The organism is Phenylobacterium sp. CCH9-H3, from assembly GCF_001557235.1.
Lineage (GTDB): Bacteria > Pseudomonadota > Alphaproteobacteria > Caulobacterales > Caulobacteraceae > Phenylobacterium.
In genome coordinates this window covers 1-18051 of sequence record NZ_LSJI01000290.1, presented here as the reverse complement: position 1 = coordinate 18051, position 18051 = coordinate 1, and the positions used below count along the sequence as shown (strand labels likewise).

Sequence of the window (18051 nt, the reverse complement as noted above, 5' to 3'; positions counted from 1 at the left end):
ACCGCCGGGCCCGAGCCGCTGTTACCCCATGTCACCCGAATGGGCGGAGACCCGGCACGGGGCTCCGGGAGCCGCAGGCGACTAGAGCCCGACCCGGCCCTCCGGCCGGGGCACGCCCCCAAGACGTTGCTGCGAGACTCCACGTCTCGCGGGTGGCGCATGCCCTAGGGTCTGGCCGCGATCCCCGACACGATCCTTGTGCATGTGAGATCGGGCATGGCGCTCTACACCTTCTACCCCTGCCAGCTCGACCAGACCTCGCTGTCCTTCGAGGCGCATGAACCGGAAGACGACGCGGCAGCCACCGCGTTCTGCCTGCGCGTGCTCGACCAGCATCCCTCCGCAGAGTTCGTGGTGGTCTGGTGCGCAGAACGCCAGGTCGCCACGCGACGTCGGATCGACCCGGCGCTCGAACCCCCGCTGCGCCGCGAACCCAACCCACCGCATGAGAATAGCCCCGCCGGCATCGCCGGCGGGGCCACTTCGCGGAAGGCGCGCCTCTAGAACGGGATCTCGTCGTCGAGATCGGCGGGCAGGGCGGCCCCCTCAGGCTGCGACGCCGGCTCCGGGCCTGGGCCCTTCGCCTTGATCCGCAGGTTCTCCACGACGAGACGCAGGTCGTAGTGCTTGGTGCCGTCGCGACCGGTCCAGGTGTCGTTCTCCACGTGGCCGCTCACCACCACCCGAGCCCCCTTCTGGGCGTAGGCGGCGATGTAATCCTCAGCCGTCTTCTCGTTGAAGCACACGCAGTTGAAGCCCGTCGTGCGCTCTCCGGTCTGGCCGTCCCCCCGCCGGAAGCGCTGGGTCTCCAGCACGCGGAAGGCGGCGCGCTTCTTGCCGCTGCCCTGGGCCGACAGGATGGAAGGATCGGCGGCCAGGTAGCCTTCGATGATCACGCTCTGCATGGTCAGTCTCCTTGGTTCGGGTTGGGGGTCAGGCGGCTTGGCGCTCGGCGGCGGCCTCGCGGTCCGACGCCCAGTCGAGGACGGTGAGGGAGCGGACGACCAGCTCCTTGGCGGCGCGTTCGCCGCCCTCTCGGGTCTCGTAGAGGTTGTCCACGAAGGCGCCGATCACCACGACCTCGCAGCCGCTGGCGAGGCCCTGGGCGATGACGCGTTCGTTGAGCCCCTTGGCCCAGCTCACGCAGTTCACGCCGACCACCCGCGGCTCGCCGCTCGCGTTGCGGCCCCGGTTCTCCAGCAGGCGGAACACCGCCTTTCCGAAGTCGTCGGTCACCTGGGGATCGGCCGACAGCCGGCCGACAAACACCACGTTCTGCATGACAGTCTCCTCGCTACATCGAAGCGGCGAGACCCATCGTCCAGCCCGCTTCACCCCGCGAAGCCCTCCCTCCGACCCCTGCCGGCCTCCTGCCGGCCAACTTCCGGCCTTGGCGTGGCCGCGGATCGGTTGGTAAGTCCGGGCCGATGAGCGATTTCGTCGATGTTCCGGGCGCTTCAGGCGCCCACTACCGGTTCCGGCGGACCGCCCCTGCCGAGCTCCCGCCCACGGCCGGCAACCTGGTGGTGGCCACCGGCCAGACCGGGCGGCTGAAGGTGCTGTTCTGCGGTGCTGCGCGAAGCCTCTCCCTCGCCGCCCCCGTCGTCTCCGAGACGCTGAAGGCGAACCGCAGCGCCAAGCTGTTCGTCCGGCTGAACGTGGCGCGCGCCACCCGCGAAGCGGAACACGCCGACATCGTGGCCGGCGTGTCCCCCGCCGCCGAGGCTGGCGACCTCGACTAGCCGCCGGCGCCTGGCTCAAGTGCCTGCACCACGGCGTGGCGGCCAATGACAGCAGCCGCGACCTCGGGACGATCGACGGGCACGAAGACCCGCAGGGTGTAGGCGATGATCTCAGTGAAGCAGCCGAGCGCCACCAGCGCGGCGCGGTCGCCTGCGCCGCCGACCACCTCCAGCCGCCAGCGGCCCATGACCCGCGCGCGGCGCAGCCACAGCCCGCCGGCGAGGCCCAGTTGAACGTTGCGCTCAAGCACCTCGCGCAACACCAGCCCCCCGTCCGCCCAGGCTTCGGCCAGGGACGTCACACCCAAAGCCGCCTTCAGGGCGGCGACCTGCGAGGGGTCGAGCACCCGTCCAAGCCAGCGCCGTCCGTCCGGCGCCTTCACGCGCCGCACCTGGGCGCCCTTCGCCGGCAGGCGGGCCCACACGGGCAGCAGCAGTCCCGTGGCCAGCGTGATCTCGCGCACGCGCCAGGGGTCGGTCGCGGCGACCTCGGCGTCCCAGACGGCACGCCACGCCGCTGGCTCGGCCGGGGCCCAGGCCGACTCCTCGAAGGCCTTGGCGGTCTCCAGCGACTTGCCGTCAGGCCGCCGCAGACGGACCGCCGGCAGCAGGCGGTCCTCGTCATCCGTCGTCGTGAGACCGACCTCCACCAGGGCGGCGCGCCCAGAGCGCCCATTGACGGCCAGCACCGCCGCCTCGCCGAGCTGCGCGGCCATCGCCAAAGCCTCATCTGCAGAGAGCAGGTCGCGTCGCGTCCGCAAGGCAAACCCCACGAGCTGCGTCTTCGCGCCCGTGGCCGCATCCGTCCGAACGGTTTCTTCGGACACGACCTGGAGGTCCTCCGCGACGATATCCTCGACGCCGTGGTCGAGTTCGCCGGCCGCGGCGGCGCGCTCGACGATGCCGGCCAGGATCTTCTCGTAGTCCGCGAATAGGGCGTTCTGGTCGGCGATCCGCAGCGCCAGCAGCCGGTTCAGGAAGGTGGTGATGGGCGGCAGGTCCTCGTGACCCTTCAGGAGGCCTTCGCTGTCCAGCAACGACAGGCCGGTCTTGGCCTGGAAGTCGGCCAGCGACATGCTGCCGATCTCCCCGAAGGCCAGCGCCCGGTAGAGCACCAGCAGCGCGCGCCGCGCCCACGGACTCTCCAGATTGTCCTCGGCGCGGAAGAGGCCGGCGCCGGCCACGCGGCGCTCGCCCCGCGTCAGGGCGCCCAACGAGTCCAGCCGCCGCGCGATCGTCGAGAGGAACCGCTTCTCGCCCACGATGTCGTTGGTCGCCGGCCGGAACAACGGGGCCGAGGCCTGATGCGTGCGATGCGTGCGTCCCAGTCCCTGGATGGCAGCGTCCGCGCGCCAGCCTGGCTCGACCAGGTAGTGCACGCGGCGCTCGCGGTTCACCGCGTCGAGCGCGGCGTGATAGCTGCGTCCCGTGCCGCCGGCGTCGGAGAACACCAGCACGCGCTTGCGCCCGTCCATGAAGGCGTCGGTCTCGGCCTTGGCCGCCGAAGGCCCGCGCCGCTCCACGACGCGACGGCCCTCGTGCGTCACCACACGCTTCGAGCGGCCGGTGATCTCGGCGACTGCGCCGGTCCCGAAGGCGTTGAGCAGCGCATCAAGCACGCCGGGGACCGCCGGCAGCGACGCCAGGCCCGCGATCGTCTCGTCGCGCAGCCGCAGCGCCTCCTGGCTGTGCACCGGGCGACCCTCGTTCACGACGGGGACGAGCGTCACCTCACCGTCCTCGCCCTCGATGGTCTCCATCAACGCGGTGGGAAAGGCGCCGCGAAGGTAGTCGAGGACATACTCCTTCGGCGTCAGGTCGACCGACAGGTTGGTCCATTCCTCCGGGGGGATGTCCGCCAGGCGGCGGTTCATCACCGCCTCGTTGGTCGAGACGATCTGCACGACAGCGGATCGTTCGCCGGCCAGATCCTTGCGGATGGAGGCGATCAGGCTGGGGGCCTTCAGCCCCGCCAGCAGGTGGCCGAAGAAGCGCAGCTTGGCGCTCTCGAAGGCCGAGCGCAGCGCGCTCATCGCCTGGCCGCTCTGCACCTTGCCCTCGTTGTCCACGACGCCCACCGCCTTCAGCGCCTCGCCGAGGTTCGCGTGGATCACCTGGAAGGCGTCGGCCCAGGCATCCCAGATCGCCACGTCGTCCGAGGTGAGGGGGTGTTCGAGCGGCTCGTACTCGACGCCCTCGAACGACAGGCTGCGCGCCACGTAGAGGCCCATGGCCTTCAGCTCGCGGGCCACCAGCTCCATGAAGGCGATGCCGCCGGCCTCGGCCGCGTCCAGGAAATCGGCCCGCGTCGCGAACGGCGCTTCCGGCCCGCCCCACAGTCCCAGGCGCGAGGCATAGGCCAGGTTGGCGGGCTCAGTGGCGCCGGTGGCGGACACGTAGAACACCCGCGCGTTCGGCAACCGGTTCTGCAGCGCCAGTCCGGCGAGCCCCTGCAAGGAGGCCTTCTTCGGCCCGCGCGCGCCCGTGCCGCCGGCCGCCCCGCCCATGGCGTGCGCCTCATCGAAAACGATCGCGCCGTCGAAGTCGGCGCCCAGCCAGGTGACGATCTGTTCGAGCCGCGAGGGCCGGCCGCCCCGCGCCGGCTGGCGCAAGGTGGCGTAGGTCGAGAACAGGACCCCGCGGTCCAGCCGGATCGCCTCACCCTGCTTCCAGCGCGCCTGCGCCACCACGTCGTGGACCGAGCCGCCGATTGCCTTCCAGTCGCGCTGCGCGTCCTCGAGCAGCGCCTCGTTGCGCGACAGCCAGAGCGCGCGCACGCGGCCCTGGGCCATGTTGTCGGCGATCACGGCGGCCACCTGCCGGCCCTTGCCGGCGCCGGTGCCGTCGCCCAGGAACATGCCTCTGCGCAGCGAGAACGCGTCCGGTTCTTCCTCCCGCGCGAGCCGCAGCTCATGGGCCGCCTCGCCAAGTGTCCAGCGACCCGGGAGCAGCGCGGCATGCGCCTCCCCGGCATAGACCACGGTCTCGGCCTGGGCGTCCGAGAGCCGGCCTTCGTCCTGCAGGCCCGTGGGCAGCAGCGGCCGGTAGCTCGGCGCCGGGGGCGCGACGGACGCCATCGCCCCGGACTCCACCAAGGGCGTCGGATGCGGCCGAGCCGTCGCAAACGTGATCCGCCCCGGCCGCCAGGCCTGATAGAGCCCCACGTCGCGGCCCTCGCCCGACCAGTCGCAGAGGGCGTAGGCCAGCGGCGAGGCGCCCTCCAGGAACCGCAACGCCACGGCCGGACCGCCCGGACCTCGCGCGCGAATCGAGAGCGCCACGGGCGCTGCCCGCGCCACGCGCGACTGCGCGGTCGGCCGTGCCGGCAGCGCCGCCGCCCAGGCCGCGGCCGCGGCCAGATCAGCCGCGACGCCGACCGCCACAGCGCCGACCCCGTCGCCGCGATCCAGCACGAGAAGGCCCGTGTCGACGCTTGTCCCGTGTTTCAGGAAGGCGCCCGCCGGCAGCGTCACCGCGCCCACCACGCGCCCCCAGCGGCCGAGCAGGCCGCGGAGCCCAGCGTCGCCCAAGGCCGAGGCCGGCACGATCGCCGCCAACCGTCCACCATCCGCCAGGCACTGCAGTCCAGCCACGAGATGCGAGCCCAGCCCCGCGAAGGGCGGGTTCATGACGACGGCGTGGAACTGGCCTGCGTCCGGCAGCAGGTCGCCCAGATGCGCAGCGTCCAGACGCGTCCGCGTGGCGCCGCCGAACAGCCCGTCCAGCAGGCCGGCGCGCCGGTCGCTGAGCTCGTTCAGCGCCAGCGACGCGCCGCAGCCTTCGGCCAGCGCCGCCAGCATGCCGACACCGGCCGACGGCTCCAGCACGCGATCGCCGGGCCGCACCTGGGCGGCCAGCACCACGAGGGCCGCCAGCGGCGCGGGCGTCGAGAACTGGTCCAGCGCCAGTTGCTGTTCCGAGCGGCGCGAATGGGTGAGGCCCAGCGCGCTCAGGTCGGCAAGCGCGCCCACGATCTCGGCCGGAGCGTCCTCGAGCCGGGCGACCTGCGGCCCGATCCGGCGCACCTGCAGCACCATCGCCGCCTCGATGGCGTCGTAGGCGTCGCGCCAGTCCCAGGCGCCCTCGGCGTCCGTCGCTCCGAAGGCGGTGGTGAGCACAGCAGAGACCACCCGGCGCTCCAGCGGCCGGCCGCGGAAGAGGTGGGGGGCGAGCGCGCGGGCCGCGGCCAGCAGGTTGGCGGACCGGTCATGGGCGGAGGTCTCGGCGAAGAGGGGCGGGGCGGCGTTCATGGCGGGGCTCCCGCCCGGCGCGGCCGACCCGACGCCTTCCCGTCCGCCGGGCTCGCCCCGGGTCGCCCTGCCTCCTCTTCCCAGAACGACGGCGCCGTCCCGGAGCGACCGGAACAGCGCCGTCAACCGGCGGGCGCACCGCGGAGGGATCTGCCGCCCGCAGGCGGCGTGAGCGTCCAATCGTGCCCACGCCCCGGCGGCGTCCGCTCCAGGACGCCAGCGCCGGGGCATTCGCGACGGGCATGCGCCGCCGGGTCTCAAGGATCAGGCGGCGACCGCCGTCGCCTCGTCGTCCGACGCGTGGTCCGTCTCGGCCGCGTCCGTCTCAGTGCCGTCGGGCTCGTCCGTCTCCTCGTCGCCCGTCTCCTCGTCATCTGTCTCATCCGGCGGCTCGGCGGCCCAGGAGAGATACGCCGGCGCCCAGCCCCGCTCGGCGGCCCGCTCGGCGACCAGCGAGACCAGCTCGTCCTTCTTGGCCGCGCCGGCGCGCGTCTCGCCCGCGCCCATGGCGTCCAGCATGTCGAGGAGCTTGGCCTTGGGGTGGGCGCCCAGGAAGGTCTCGTCCGGCGTCCAGTGCAGGGTGACGTCGGCCTGGCAGATCGCGGCGATCTCCACCGCCTCGGCCCGGGCGGCGCGACGCACCTGGGTCGTGCGTTCTTCCCGCAGGTCCAGGCTCAAGGCCACGACCTCGGCGAGCAGCGCCATCTTCTCCCCGTGGGGCAGCGACGCCACCCAGGCGATGGGCGACAGCTCCGAGGCCTCCCACGCCGCGCGCCAGTCCGCGAGCCGCCGGCGCACGTCCCCGTCAAGCGCCTCGATCGGCGACACGCCACGGCGGCTGTAGGCCTCGGCGTCCAAGGCGAGCGCCCCGCCGCCGCGGCCCCGGCCCTGGTGCAGCACCACCACGCCGAACAGCCGCGCCACCACCGCGGTGAGCGCCGCGCCAGGATCGTCGGCGAGCGCGCGGATCAGCGCGCGTGTGGCGGTGTCCGTACGCACCTCGTGCAGGGCATGGCCGACCCCGTCGAGTTCGGGACGCGGGGCGACCGCCACCGGCGTTGCGATCACCGCCGGGATCTCGCGCCGCGACGGGACGGCGCCTGCGCCGAGCGGGGCGTCGTCGCCCTCGACGGTCTCCGCCTCGTCGTCCTCTTCGACGAACGGCGCTGGCGGCCCGTAGGCGCGCAGGCTCAGCCCGGTGGCGGTGTCGGAGAAGACCTGCACGAAGATTACCTCGCGCGGCGGCTCGCTGGCCACGTCGGCGGCGAGCTTCGCCGCCAGGACGGCCGCCAGCAGCGGTTCCGCGTCGTCCGACGCCCAGTCGACCTCCGCCAGGGCGCGGCCGGCCTCGTGCTCGGCGTTCTGCCGCGCTTCCCAGGCCGCGAGGCCGTCGCTGTCCAGGCCCATTCCGTATTTGGTCCCGAACGGCTCGAGCTCGGCGTCGTCGATCTCCGGGCACGCCACCGAGACCCGCACCTCGACGCCGAGGTCACGCGACAGCTCCTCGGCGCGCGCGATCCAAGCCGACTGCAGGATTTCGGGGTCCAGCACCACGTCGGGCCGCTCCCCGAAGAGGTCGCTCTTGATGCGCCCGCCGGCGCCCGCGTAGCGATCGGGGCCGACGAGGCGGAAGCGCCGGTCGCGGGTGGTCACCTGGCCGGCGTCGAGCCGGTCGGTGATCCGCCACTCCTGGAAGCCCATGCCGTTCAGGGCCGCCTCGGCGATCTCGCCCTGCTCCTTGCGGTCGGGCAGCCGGGCCAGGAGGCGGGCCTGGCGCAGGTTCAGGCGACCGGCGCGAAGCGCCTCGAGGGCCTTGGGGTGCAGGTCCGCCAGCGCCGCCAGCCGGCGCACCTCAAGCTCTGCGAACCCCAGCGCCCCGGCGATCGCCGCGAAGGCCAGCTTGGCCTTCAGCATCTTGCCGATCGCCACGATCACATCGGCCGGATGGACGGGCACGTGCTTGTTGGTGAGCACGATGGCGGCGGCCTGCCGGGCCGGATCGGTCTCGACAAACGCCGGCACCGGATAGGCGTCGGTGATCCGCCCGGCGTCCAGAAGCCGCTGCAGCGCCAGCCAGCGGCGGCGGCCGTCCAGCGCCATCCCGGGCTTCTCCGTCTTGCCCCGGCCGGGCCGCACGGTCAGCGGCTGCAGCACGCCGGCGGCGAAGATCGTCTCCGCCAGCTCAGGGATTTCGTCGTCCGGCGCTTCGCCGAAGCGCATGTTCTCGGGCGCGATCGCCACGTCGCGCAGCGCGAACGTCCTGGGCAGGCGTTCGGCGATGGGTTCAGGGACAGGGGTCTTGCGCATCGAGAGGCTCCCGCCCGGCCGGTCGGGACCTCCCCGCCGCGCCGGGCGCCCCGTCCGTCCCTTCCTCCATCCCCTCGGCGTCGTTCCAGTCCCCGAACCCCTCCGGCGGCAGGGCGAGCTCGGCTCCGCACCCGGCCGCCCGCAGCCGCGCCACAAGCATTGCGGCGGACCGCTCGCCGTCCGTCCCACGGTCGCCGGCGACCACCACGCGCCGGACCCCGGCCGGCGCGATCCAGCGCCGCAGGTTGCTGGTCGACAACAGCGCCCAGCCCGGCAGCCCGAACCGGCGCATGGCCGAGAGCGTGGTGGGCACCCCTTCGCCGACCACCATCGCCTCGCCGACGCGCGCCAGCCGCACCGCACAGCCCGCCGGCAGCACGCCCACCACCTTGCGCGGCGGGCGCGCCGATTTGCTGCGGCGTCCCTCCGAGTCGAGATAAGTCACCTCGACGGCGGTGAGCTTGCCCAGGTCGGTGCGCACCGCCGCCAGCAGGGCCGGCCGGTAGGGCCCGAACCCTCGGTAGACGGCGGCGGGCGCGGCGGCATGCGCCCGCAACGCCCCGGCGTCGGCCAGGCCGGCATCGACGCCCCGGCGGGCCAGGTAGATCGCCGCTGCCGCGCCTGACGCCAGCGGCCCGCCGCCGTCCCAGAGGCGCCGGGCGGCGGCGACCCGCTCCGCGCGCGTCGCCTCCACGGCGTCGTCCCGGCCAGCCCTCCCCGCGACCCCGCCGCTGTCCCGCAACCGGTTCTCGGCGTCGATCCAGCCCCGCGCACGCAGGTCGTCCAGCACCTCGCGCCAGTCGCCCGCGCCGAAGCTGTGCACGACGACGCGCCCCGCGCGCAGCCACAGGGAGACGGAGCGGTCGGCAGCGCTGTGGCCGGGCGCTGGCAGCAGCGCCCGGCGCCCGCCGGCGTAGACGTCGCCGCCGAAAGCGCGGGCCAGGGGCAGCAGGCTGGACGCGCCCCGCGATCGTGCCGACATCGTGAGCCTCCCTTACAGCAACGTCCGCCGGCGCCGCCCTCCCTCCGACCTCCGACAGCCGGGTCGCGTCGAACCAACTTGCGAGCCAGGGATCGCTGTTCCATGGAGGCGCATGACGATGTCGCTCGACCAGGCGCTGCTCTACTTCGTCGACCTGCGCGTGCAGGTCCGCGGCAATCCGGCCGCGCGCGAGATCGTCGATCGCTGCCTGGCGCTGCTCACGGCGGCGCGGACGGCCGACGCCGAGACGCTCCGCCGCCTGGACGCCGAGGTCGAGGCCCTGCGACGGGAGCTCGAGATCCGCCTGGGCAAGCCTCGCGACCTGAAGGTGCATTGAGCTCAGAGCGGGGCGATCACCTGCACGGCCAGCACAGGACGATCCGGACCATCGCCCTGGACCTGGACCTTGAGTTCGGCGACGACGCCGATGTGATGGGCGCAGGCCAGCGCCACGAGCCGGTTGAACTCCGCCACGCTGGCGTCGATCTCGGCGGCCAGGAGGCGAGGGTCAATGGGCTGCGGGATGGGCATTCGGCACAAGATCCTCGACAGCGTCGCGACCAACCCTGCGGTCCCTGAGCACATAGAAGCCGCCGCGCCGCGGGTGCAAGCGCCCGGCTGAGTTGACGCGGGAGCCCTGTGCTTTAGGCCTGACGGCGACCCCGGGCTCGTCTCGAAGCCCCGTATGAGCAGTTTGCATGCCCGTCGCCGCACCGGCGCTTCTCCTCCCGCCACGGACACCCTGGCCCGCCGGCTTCCCGGCGGTCGTCGTGCACACGCAGACCGCCTTGCGCGACCACCACCCCGAGTATCGCGCGGCGAAGGCGGGGGACGCGGAGGCGGCCCTGACCCTGGCGGTGGACCTGCTCTCCGACGCGGGCGCTGAGGCCTTGCAGGCCATATTGGCGGGACGGCCCGCCATCCTCCTGCCGATCACGGCTGAAGAAACGACGGGCTTCAACGCTATTCCTGATGCGATGGCCCAGGTGCTGTCCCGCGAACTCGACCTCCCGGTGAGCGTCGGCGAGATCGTGCAGAGCAACACGGTCGGCCACACCCGGGCGCCGGCGTTCAATCGCCTCGTGACGCCGGCGACGTTCGAGGGCGTGGTTCAGCCCGGCGCCCAGTACGTCCTGGTCGATGACCACGTCGGCGTCGGCGGGACGCTGGCGAACCTGAAGGGCTATGTCGAACAGAATGGCGGCCACGTGCTTGCGATGACCACCCTTACGCAGAGCCGCGACGCACACCAGATTGCGCTCAGACCTGAAACCCTGGCCGTGCTAAGGGAAAAGCATGGGGAAGCCCTCGAACAGTTCTGGCAGGAGCAGCTTGGCCACGGGCTCGAGTGCCTCACCGACGTCGAGGGGCAAATCCTTGGTCGTGAGCCGTCCCTTGACGCCATCCAGGGTCGCTTGGCTCAAGCAGCAGTCGAAGCGCGTGGCCGAGGTGTCGAGCCAGCGTTCCGTCCTGGAGGTTAGCAAGAGTCCTTCCGCCGGGCTCAAGAGCGCCGCCGGGCGCGTGCTGAGCAGCCCGAAAGCCTCGAAATCGGCCAAGTCCGCGGCGGCTTCGGTCCTGACGCAGCGGGTCTCCTCCCGCGCCAGCGGCGCAACGCTTGCGACGCCGAGCAAGCCTCACCATGTTCTGGCTTTGGTCCCGGCCGGGAGGGCGAACATGGCCAACGAGAAGACCAGTCGGAAAGCAGCTACCGCTGCCGCGAAGGCGTTGAGCAACCCCAAATCCACCCCGGCGGCGAAGAGCGCTGCCGGCTCGGCGCTGACCCAGCGGGGCAGCACGGAAGTCACCAGCAAGGCGGCCGCGTCCAAGGCCGCGAAGGTCCTGTCGAGCCCAACTGCTTCGAAAGCGGCCAAGAGCGCAGCGGGATCGGCCTTGACGCAACGCCCCGGCAAAAGCCGCCGCTAGAGAAATCACAAGCCTCGGCGGGGGTGGCGTCCAGGCGCTGGGGATCGCGCCTCAGCGGCGCCCAATCGACCGTGACGCTCAGGCGCTGGAAGACGCTGACCCTCCAGAGCGACACCGCCAAGTATGAGCACGACCGACGTCTCGCCCTGCCGGCTCCGCGTAGTGACGCGGTTTGACTCTGAGGCGACGTTCAAAAGGTCTGCTTCCAGCGCGGCTTGGGCCGTGCACCAAGGCAACCGAGCCCATCGGCTTCAGCACTGCGCCAAGTGTCCCAATCAGAGCTTCAAGTTCAAAATCTCGACCTTTGGCAATGGCCAGGCCGCCACTGCGGCCTTGGCGTCTTCCGCAGTCTCGAACAGGTGGGGATTTGCGACGAGTTGGGTCGCATCCGCCATTGAGCCCGGGCCAAACTTCGTTTCGTTCACGAAGCCGACGAAATGCAACCGCTCGCGGGCCTCTTTCGCGCCCTTGAGAGTCGTCGCGGAGTCGAAGACGCCAGTGATCGGCTTTCCTTCCCACGCCAGGCGCCACTGCTGAGCAACGTGGTCGGCGCCGAGAGCGATGTGAAGGCGATCGTGCACGTCGCCTCCGTGGAGGAACGTTCGGACGTCGACGAGCAGGACGTTGTAGGCGCCATCGGGTATCGGGAATTTGTGCGGCGCGCCGTTGCGCTCGCACTTCTGACAGATGCGCTCGATCGCCTTCAGCGTCTCTCCCTCAGTCGATTGCCTCATATCGTCCGCATGGCTTGAGAGGACGCGCTCTGACCATACCGCTCCCTTCTCGTCGTTTTCCTCCCTGGTGGCGGCAATCGCTGCCTTTGTTTCGGCGAGGCGGAGCAGTTCAATGCGCCATGCTTGACCTTGGCAGGTGACGCCGAAGTCGATGGTAGACAGTCCTTCGCCCTGGACTTCGTATGCAGGTTCGAGCCCCGCCAGCATGAGCGCACGCGCGAAGCGCAGCTCGAATAGGAAGGACTTGTTCTCACGGCAAATGCCGCCGGCTTTCTCCAGCGCTTCGACCAGTGGGCGCGCCCACGCGGCGCCGTCCATTTCAGCGAGCACCTGCTGCATGAAGTCTCCCTCGGCTTGCGAGAGAGCATCCCAGTCGTATTCGGCCATGGCGGGATTTAGGCTAGCACGGATGCAACCGTCGCTCCGGATTGAGACCGAATACTGCCGGGCGTGAACCTTCGCTGGTTCATCGCCGGGCTTGGACTGTAGCTCGCCTATCGGCGAGAACCAGCGGCCTCAGAGCCGGGCAGCCGTCGCAAGGCGACGGAAGTCGGGCCGCTCGGCAAGCTTGGGCGCGACCGCGCGGATCTGCTGGAGCGCCGAAGAGAGGCCATGGGGGACGACCGCGCCCGGGCTGGCGCCCACCGTGCGGTCGAGCAGCCGAAGCAGAGCCTCGGCCTTCGCTGGCGTGTCGATCATCGCCAGCCGCGGCGTCTGCATCTCGTCGGCACCGTACAGGCCATAGTCGATCAGCGACCAGCAGTCGAAGGGGACCAGGAAGCGCTCCACGGCGTCCACGGCGGCCGCGAACCGGTCGCCGGCTGTGGCCGGCAGATCGGCGAACGCGCGGCTGACACCTGGGGTGGAGAGAGAGCGCTCCTGCGGCCAGATCTCGGCGAGGAACGGCGCGACCGCGTCGTCGAACAGAGCCTCCGGCGTCGGCCCGCCAGGTTGCGCCACATCGCGCAGGAAGCGTTGCGGCGCCTCCGCGGCGTGGGCGCGGACCTCCTCGTCCAGGGAACGGAGCATGTGCTGGAGTTCCGGGCGCGGCGCCCAGGGCTCCCGGCGTTCCCGCAAGGCGTGTAGGCAATCGACCACCAGCCGGAACGCTAGCCGCTGCCGCGTCTCGCGGCCGAGGCGCGGATCGACGGCGCGCTGAAGCATGAACGGTGCGAGAAATTCGAGCACGCCTGGAGAGAGGGCACGGCGCGCGACGGCGTTCCAGAGGGCCAGGGCGTCCTCACCCTCGTCGGTCAGGGGGGGGAGGAGGCTGGCGCGCGTCCAAGCCGCGTCCGCCTTCATGAAGTATGAGAGATGCTCGGCAAGCCGGTGCTTCACCACTAGGCCCGCGCGGCCGGTTTCCGCGACCAGAAGCTCCCGCAGCTCGGTCTGCGGCGCGTCGGGCGGGAAGGCTTGGTCCACCTCGGTCAGGTTCGGACACAGCGCGAGGAAGGCTCCGACCATCTTTCCGGCCGCCGTGTTGTAGGTGTCGAGGTCTCGCGGTTCGGCGTCGGCCCCGCCCCGCACGATCACGTCGAGCCGGGGCGTCTCCTCCTCCGGCTGCTCGCGGTTGGTCCTGGCGACGGCGTAAGGCCACAAGCGTCGCCACAGCGACGCGAAGTGGGGATGGCCCGCGGCCTGGCTACGCCAGTCGGAAAGCCAGTCGCTGAGGCCGTCGACCGCGGCTTCCAGCGTGGCGTCTCCGACGCCTTGGAGCAGCGCCACGACGCGACGGGCCTCGTCGTCGAGGTTCCGGCCGCCCCCCGGCTCCGCAGCGGGATGATGCCGCCAACCGAAGCGGTCCCACACCTCGGGGTAGTCGCGAGCGCCGGCAGGGCGGGACTCCAGGTCGGCGATGAGCAACAGGGCGTTGCGCGAGTCGCCGATCCAACTCGCCGCGCGGTCGGCCGGATCGTCGCCCCAGCCCACGCGCGTCGCGCGAAGCGCCTGCTCGAGCCGTTCCAGGCGTTCCCGGCCCGAGATGAGGTCGTAGCCGTCGTCGCCCGGGGGCGGAATGTCGAAGGCCTCGTAGGTTCCGGGAAACCCCTCGTCCAGGCGGGTGCTGGTCGCCAGGTCCTGGAACTCCGCGAGTTGCGCGGCGAGCCAGGCGTCCTCCGCGGCCGGCAGCGCGTGACCGGCCACCTGCAGGCGTCGGAGCTCACGGGCGATCCAGTACCGCCGCGCTTCGGCGAGGCGGTCGGCCTCCACGTCCTTGGGCCAGATCGACCGCGGTGGGCCGCGCATGATCCGCCTGACTAGCCACGCCTGCCGAGGCGGCGTGAGTTCGCCGAACCGCACGGCGCGAAGCTCCGCGAGCTCGGGGATGGTGTGTACGCCCCAGAAGCGGCGCTCGTCGGCGTCCGCCAGCGCCTCGCCCACCTCTTCGGGGGTCGCGAGCCTTCGATCGACCGCCAAAGCAGCCCACAGCCGGGCTTCCACCAGAGTGCCGCCTTCCTTCAGGCGCGCGGCGAAGGCGGCTACCGTCGCAGGGTGCTGGTCCACCACTTGGCGCAGGATCGCGTGCAGCAGCTTGAGCGCCGGGGCGAGGCCGGTGGCGTGCTCGTCCACGTCGTCTCGCGCGTTCTCCTGGCACACGGGAATGAGCGCAATGCGATCGGGAAGGCCGAGGCCATAGGGCGTGCGGCCGTCCCAGCCGAACCGCCGCGCCGCGGCCAAGCCGCTGAGGACGGCATCCTCGAGCCGACGGGCGAGCTCGGCCAAGAACCCGGCGTCGCCGACGCGATCGAGGCCTGCCTCCGCCGGGGTGATCAACGCGCCGCTTGTGAGCGACGCGTGGACGAGGTCGGTCAGCCGACGGGGTCTCCAGCGCCGCCGACGGCCCGCGAGGCCCCGGCCCGCGGCGACCGCCAGCCGCGGCCGCACGAGGTCGACGATCTCCTCGATGAGCGTGCCGGAGAGGTCGCCCTCTTTCAGGCGCTCCTGGATGCGCACCGCGGCCATATGCGCCGCGTTGCGCGGTCTCGCGGGCTCCCGCCACGCCTCCTCGACCAGCCGCCACGCCGACCGCCATGGCTCCGCCAGGCCGGCGTCGACGGCGCGGTCGACGGCCTCGAGCGCGGCGGCCCGCCGAACGCCCTCGTGCGCAGCCAAGCCCAGCGTCCAGCGGAGGGTTTCCGGCTCGGCGATGCGGCCTTCGAGGAACGCCACCGTCAGCTGGAACAGGTCGCGCTCTCGGCCGTCGAAGGCGAGCCAGCGGGGATCGATCATGGCCCGCCGCCCACAGGCTCGCGACCCACGGCTGCGATCGCGTCCAGCCAGCCCAGATCGGCGCCGGCCGCGCCGAGCAGCCGGGCGAGCCGAAGCCGCTCGTTGTGATCGCTTCGCCGGAAAAGGTGGTCGAAGAGGTCTTGGTCCGCCTCCGTGGCGGCATGGCGGGGACGGCGGATCATCCGGCGAAGCGTCCGGTCCACCGTCACGCGCGCGCCGTTGATCGGGGAGAGTTCGGCCCAGCGGTCCAGCGTCCGGCGGAGCTCGTCGTGTTGGTCGGCCTGGTCGTAGGGAATGGGCGTGATGCCGCGCCCGCGCCAATCGTCGAGCGCAACGGGATCAGCCGGAGGTGGGGCGCCGAAAAACGTGAACCGCTCCTTGAGGTCGCTGAATCGGGCGCCGTCGGCCGCCACCGCGTTCAGCAGGTAGCGCATAGGCGGGTCGTTGGCGCTGTAGCCGACGAGAACTAGGTGGAACAGCCGCGCGGCGTCATAGATGAAGTCTGGGACCACCCGCCGGCGGAGGTAGAACTCGCCGAAGTCCTGGTCGGTCAGGATCAGGTCGGAGGTGCGGTTAGCGTGCGCCGCCAGGGCCCCGTGGATGTGGAACACGCCGTCGAACTCGGGGCGCAGCGTGGGGCGCGGTATCGCGCCGAGGGCGTAGGTCTGCGGCCGGGCGCGTCGCGGAACTGCGGCCTCCAGCAGATCGTCGAAGTTGGTGGTGACGACAGCGACAGCCCCGCCGCGGTCCGACAGGCGCATGATGGCGCGGTGGATCGCGGCCGGTCGCGGCGCGCCGGCCCGCAGCCGCGCCGTCACCGCGTTGCGCACGATGCTCTGCCCGGTGGGATCGCCTTCCAGCCGACGCTCCAGCATGCCGAGCACCACGTCGTAGTCGCCGCGCATGTAGCGCAGGACCTCTGCCCGTTGCTGCGGGGGCAGCAGGGTCGAGGCTGGCGGTTCGTCCTGCATGCCGGGGGCGGTCGCGCTGAGCGCCGCGTAGGTGGAGGTGTCGAGGCGGCGATAGACGTCCAGAACCAGCTGGCGAAAGTCGGGAAGTCCGGCAGGCAGGGAAACGCCTGCGCCGGTGATAAGGAGCACCTGGCCGCGGGCGTGCGCGAGCAGCAGCCGCTCCGGAACTGGCGCGCAGTCCGGCCCGAGGCGGATCCAGCGTTCAGACGGGGCAGGCATGTCGTGGTGGCTAGGTCATACGGGACATCGAGGTCCCGGCCTGGCCGGCAAGGGCGGCGAGCGGACTCCCGAGGTCCCCAGCCGCCTGTTCGCACCCGTTAGGCATCCGTCCCCCACCCCGATGACCAGGGGCCCGTTGTGGCAGCAATGCCCGTTGTCGCCTAGCTTTCCGGGGATCCGCGCGCTCGCAAGATGGCAGTGAAGCGCTTCAGCTTTTGCCGCTCGAGGACGGTCAGGTAGTCCGCCGCAGCGATCTTCGAGGCGGTAAGATTGCGGCGAGCGTTCTCGACGGAGCTCGCCACCGCGTCGGGGTGGGCTGCGTGAAGCTCCATCAGGAAGGCGTCCGGGTTCAGTTTCCGCAGCCCGTGCTTCTTCAGCTCGGCGACCGGGAAGTCCCGCACGTTCCAGGTGACGATCACCTGAGCTCCACCTTCAACGGCGGCGGCGACCACATGTCGGTCGTCGGGGTCGCGAAGGGAAATGCCCGGGATGCGCGCGGCATAGCCGGTCACCGTGGCGTTGGGTAGGGCGCTGTTCATCAGGTCGCGGGTGCGCTCGAGACGCTCGCGCGTGAGCCGCGGCTCTTTCTTGAGCAGGTTGCGGATCCATTCATCGTGGATGTCGTCGCTCCAGCGGGCGTCCACGAGCCGGTCGGCCGCAAGCTGCACGAGCAGATTGCGAAGCTGGAAGGGATAGAGGACGCAGGCGTCGTAGACCGCGACCAGCGGGCTAGACGCCATAGCCCCTCGCGAGTTCGTCGGTGTCCTCGGCCAAGGCCTTCAGCGCGCTCCGCTGCTCGTCGAGCTTGGCTTTCAAGGCGAGGACGTCAACGAGACGGGCCCGACGGTGTTTGCCAACGTAGCGGAACGGGAGGTCGCCGATGTCCATGCGGTGCACCACGAGCGGCCGGGAGATGCCGAGCATCGCCGCAGCGTCGTTGGGCGAGAGCTCCTTTTCTTCGGAGAGGACCGCCACGCGCTCACCGCGTGCAAGGGAATCGAAGATGGCCCCGATCAGCGAGACGGCGGCGCGCGGCAGGGCGATCGTTCGCTCCTGGCCGGCCTTGGTCCGGACATGGACTTCGACCTGGTCGGTGTCGCCTAGGCGCGGCAAGGCGTCCACCTTCCTGCGGTCCTGCTCGGAGAAGGACACAAACTGCAGCGTGTGGGCGGTCATGACAAAACTCCTGCGCTCAAGATAAGGTGTCAAAGGTCTAACTGCAATAACTGAAAGACTCCCGACGAAGTCCTCTCATGGCAGGCAAGCGCCAACACTATGTGCCCCGGCTGCTCCAGCGCGGCTTTCTCGCCGATCCAGGTGACGAGGGCGAACGCGCCTGGCTTCACCGGCTTGGCGAGACGCCGAAGCTCGTAGGGATTCGCGACATCGGGGTCGAGGACTGGTTCTACTCGCGCCGTTCGGCCGACGGGCAGCCGACCCTGGACGACGAGATCACGGAGCTTGAGCAAGACCTGCAAAAGGATGTGGCGTCGTTCCGGTCCGCCACGCTTGGGACGGTCGTCTCCAGCGCGATCGCCGCGCCGCTGGTCGCGCACCTGGCCACTCGCACGGCCCACATTCGGGCCATGATGGCCCAGCTCCTCTCCGCGTTCTCGGACGGCGCGATCGCGCGTTTGGGAATGAGGATCGGCGTGCAATAGGCACCCCCTTCGTGGGGTGATCGGCGTGCAAAAA

The 18051-nt window shown here is 71.3% G+C and carries 17 protein-coding genes; 6 read left to right on the top strand and 11 right to left on the bottom strand.

From position 1 onward, the window contains the following. Positions 1-216 precede the first annotated feature (216 nt). The gene (locus AX721_RS25680) at positions 217-504 is read left to right on the top strand and encodes a hypothetical protein (RefSeq protein WP_068878806.1); all 288 of its coding nucleotides are present in this window, start codon (positions 217-219) and stop codon (positions 502-504) included. Here AX721_RS25680 and AX721_RS25675 read toward each other — a convergent pair. Together AX721_RS25675 and AX721_RS25670 are read right to left on the bottom strand one after the other, a co-directional pair. Further along, a complete protein-coding gene (locus AX721_RS25675; RefSeq protein WP_068878805.1) occupies positions 501-905 on the bottom strand; it encodes a single-stranded DNA-binding protein in 405 nt (134 codons plus the stop codon). The two genes, AX721_RS25680 and AX721_RS25675, sit on opposite strands and share 4 nt — an antisense overlap. Positions 906-933: 28 nt before the next feature. Next, positions 934-1281, bottom strand: a complete 348-nt coding sequence (locus tag AX721_RS25670; protein ID WP_068878804.1) for a single-stranded DNA-binding protein — start codon at positions 1279-1281, stop codon at positions 934-936. Between the two features lie 146 nt (positions 1282-1427). Between AX721_RS25670 and AX721_RS25665 the strand changes: the two genes are divergently transcribed. Continuing rightward, a complete protein-coding gene (locus AX721_RS25665) occupies positions 1428-1742 on the top strand; it encodes a hypothetical protein (protein WP_068878803.1) in 315 nt (104 codons plus the stop codon). Here AX721_RS25665 and AX721_RS25660 read toward each other — a convergent pair. The 3 genes from AX721_RS25660 to AX721_RS25650 form a co-directional block, all read right to left on the bottom strand. Beyond that, entirely contained in the window at positions 1739-5992 is a 4254-nt protein-coding gene (locus AX721_RS25660) for a strawberry notch-like NTP hydrolase domain-containing protein (RefSeq protein ID WP_068878802.1), read from the bottom strand. The genes AX721_RS25665 and AX721_RS25660 overlap by 4 nt on opposite strands. 264 nt (positions 5993-6256) lie before the next feature. Continuing rightward, a complete protein-coding gene (locus tag AX721_RS25655; RefSeq protein WP_068878801.1) occupies positions 6257-8299 on the bottom strand; it encodes a ParB N-terminal domain-containing protein in 2043 nt (680 codons plus the stop codon). Then, positions 8277-9281: a toprim domain-containing protein gene (locus AX721_RS25650; RefSeq protein ID WP_082765778.1), complete on the bottom strand. Its 1005-nt coding sequence runs from the start codon at positions 9279-9281 to the stop codon at positions 8277-8279. Before AX721_RS25650 ends, AX721_RS25655 begins: the two co-directional genes overlap by 23 nt. Positions 9282-9393: 112 nt before the next feature. Between AX721_RS25650 and AX721_RS25645 the strand changes: the two genes are divergently transcribed. After that, positions 9394-9618, top strand: coding sequence for a hypothetical protein (locus AX721_RS25645; RefSeq protein WP_068878800.1), 225 nt, complete (start codon positions 9394-9396; stop codon positions 9616-9618). A 2-nt stretch (positions 9619-9620) separates the two neighbouring features. On the opposite strand, the gene AX721_RS25640 is transcribed toward AX721_RS25645, so the two are convergent. Beyond that, positions 9621-9812 (bottom strand): hypothetical protein, encoded by a 192-nt coding sequence (locus tag AX721_RS25640; RefSeq protein ID WP_068878799.1) that lies wholly within the window; start codon positions 9810-9812, stop codon positions 9621-9623. Between the two features lie 167 nt (positions 9813-9979). On the opposite strand from AX721_RS25640, the gene AX721_RS25635 reads away from it, so the two are divergent. Then, on the top strand, positions 9980-10762 hold the full coding sequence (locus AX721_RS25635; protein WP_068878798.1) for a hypothetical protein: 783 nt from the start codon (positions 9980-9982) through the stop codon (positions 10760-10762). 193 nt (positions 10763-10955) lie between these two features. Then, on the top strand, positions 10956-11204 hold the full coding sequence (locus tag AX721_RS27115; RefSeq protein ID WP_082765777.1) for a hypothetical protein: 249 nt from the start codon (positions 10956-10958) through the stop codon (positions 11202-11204). 275 nt (positions 11205-11479) lie between these two features. Here the strand turns inward: AX721_RS27115 and AX721_RS25625 are convergent, their stop codons facing one another. The 5 genes from AX721_RS25625 to AX721_RS25605 form a co-directional block, all read right to left on the bottom strand. Further along, entirely contained in the window at positions 11480-12325 is an 846-nt protein-coding gene (locus AX721_RS25625) for a hypothetical protein (protein WP_068878796.1), read from the bottom strand. Positions 12326-12454: 129 nt separating this feature from the next. Continuing rightward, positions 12455-15166, bottom strand: coding sequence for a hypothetical protein (locus tag AX721_RS25620; RefSeq protein ID WP_068878795.1), 2712 nt, complete (start codon positions 15164-15166; stop codon positions 12455-12457). Next, positions 15163-16356 carry an SIR2 family protein gene (locus AX721_RS25615; protein ID WP_068878794.1) on the bottom strand — a complete coding sequence of 398 codons (1194 nt, stop codon included), beginning with the start codon at positions 16354-16356 and terminating at the stop codon, positions 15163-15165. Before AX721_RS25615 ends, AX721_RS25620 begins: the two co-directional genes overlap by 4 nt. Before the next feature lie 161 nt (positions 16357-16517). Then, positions 16518-17096, bottom strand: coding sequence for a PIN domain-containing protein (locus AX721_RS25610; protein WP_068878793.1), 579 nt, complete (start codon positions 17094-17096; stop codon positions 16518-16520). Then, the gene (locus AX721_RS25605) at positions 17086-17532 is read right to left on the bottom strand and encodes a helix-turn-helix domain-containing protein (RefSeq protein WP_068878792.1); all 447 of its coding nucleotides are present in this window, start codon (positions 17530-17532) and stop codon (positions 17086-17088) included. The genes AX721_RS25610 and AX721_RS25605 overlap by 11 nt, the downstream gene beginning before the upstream one ends. A gap of 77 nt (positions 17533-17609) precedes the next feature. Here AX721_RS25605 and AX721_RS25600 point away from each other — a divergent pair, with 77 nt between their 5' ends. Next, complete coding sequence (locus tag AX721_RS25600; RefSeq protein WP_068878791.1) at positions 17610-18017, top strand: hypothetical protein; 408 nt, start codon at positions 17610-17612, stop codon at positions 18015-18017. Positions 18018-18051: the final 34 nt, after the last annotated feature.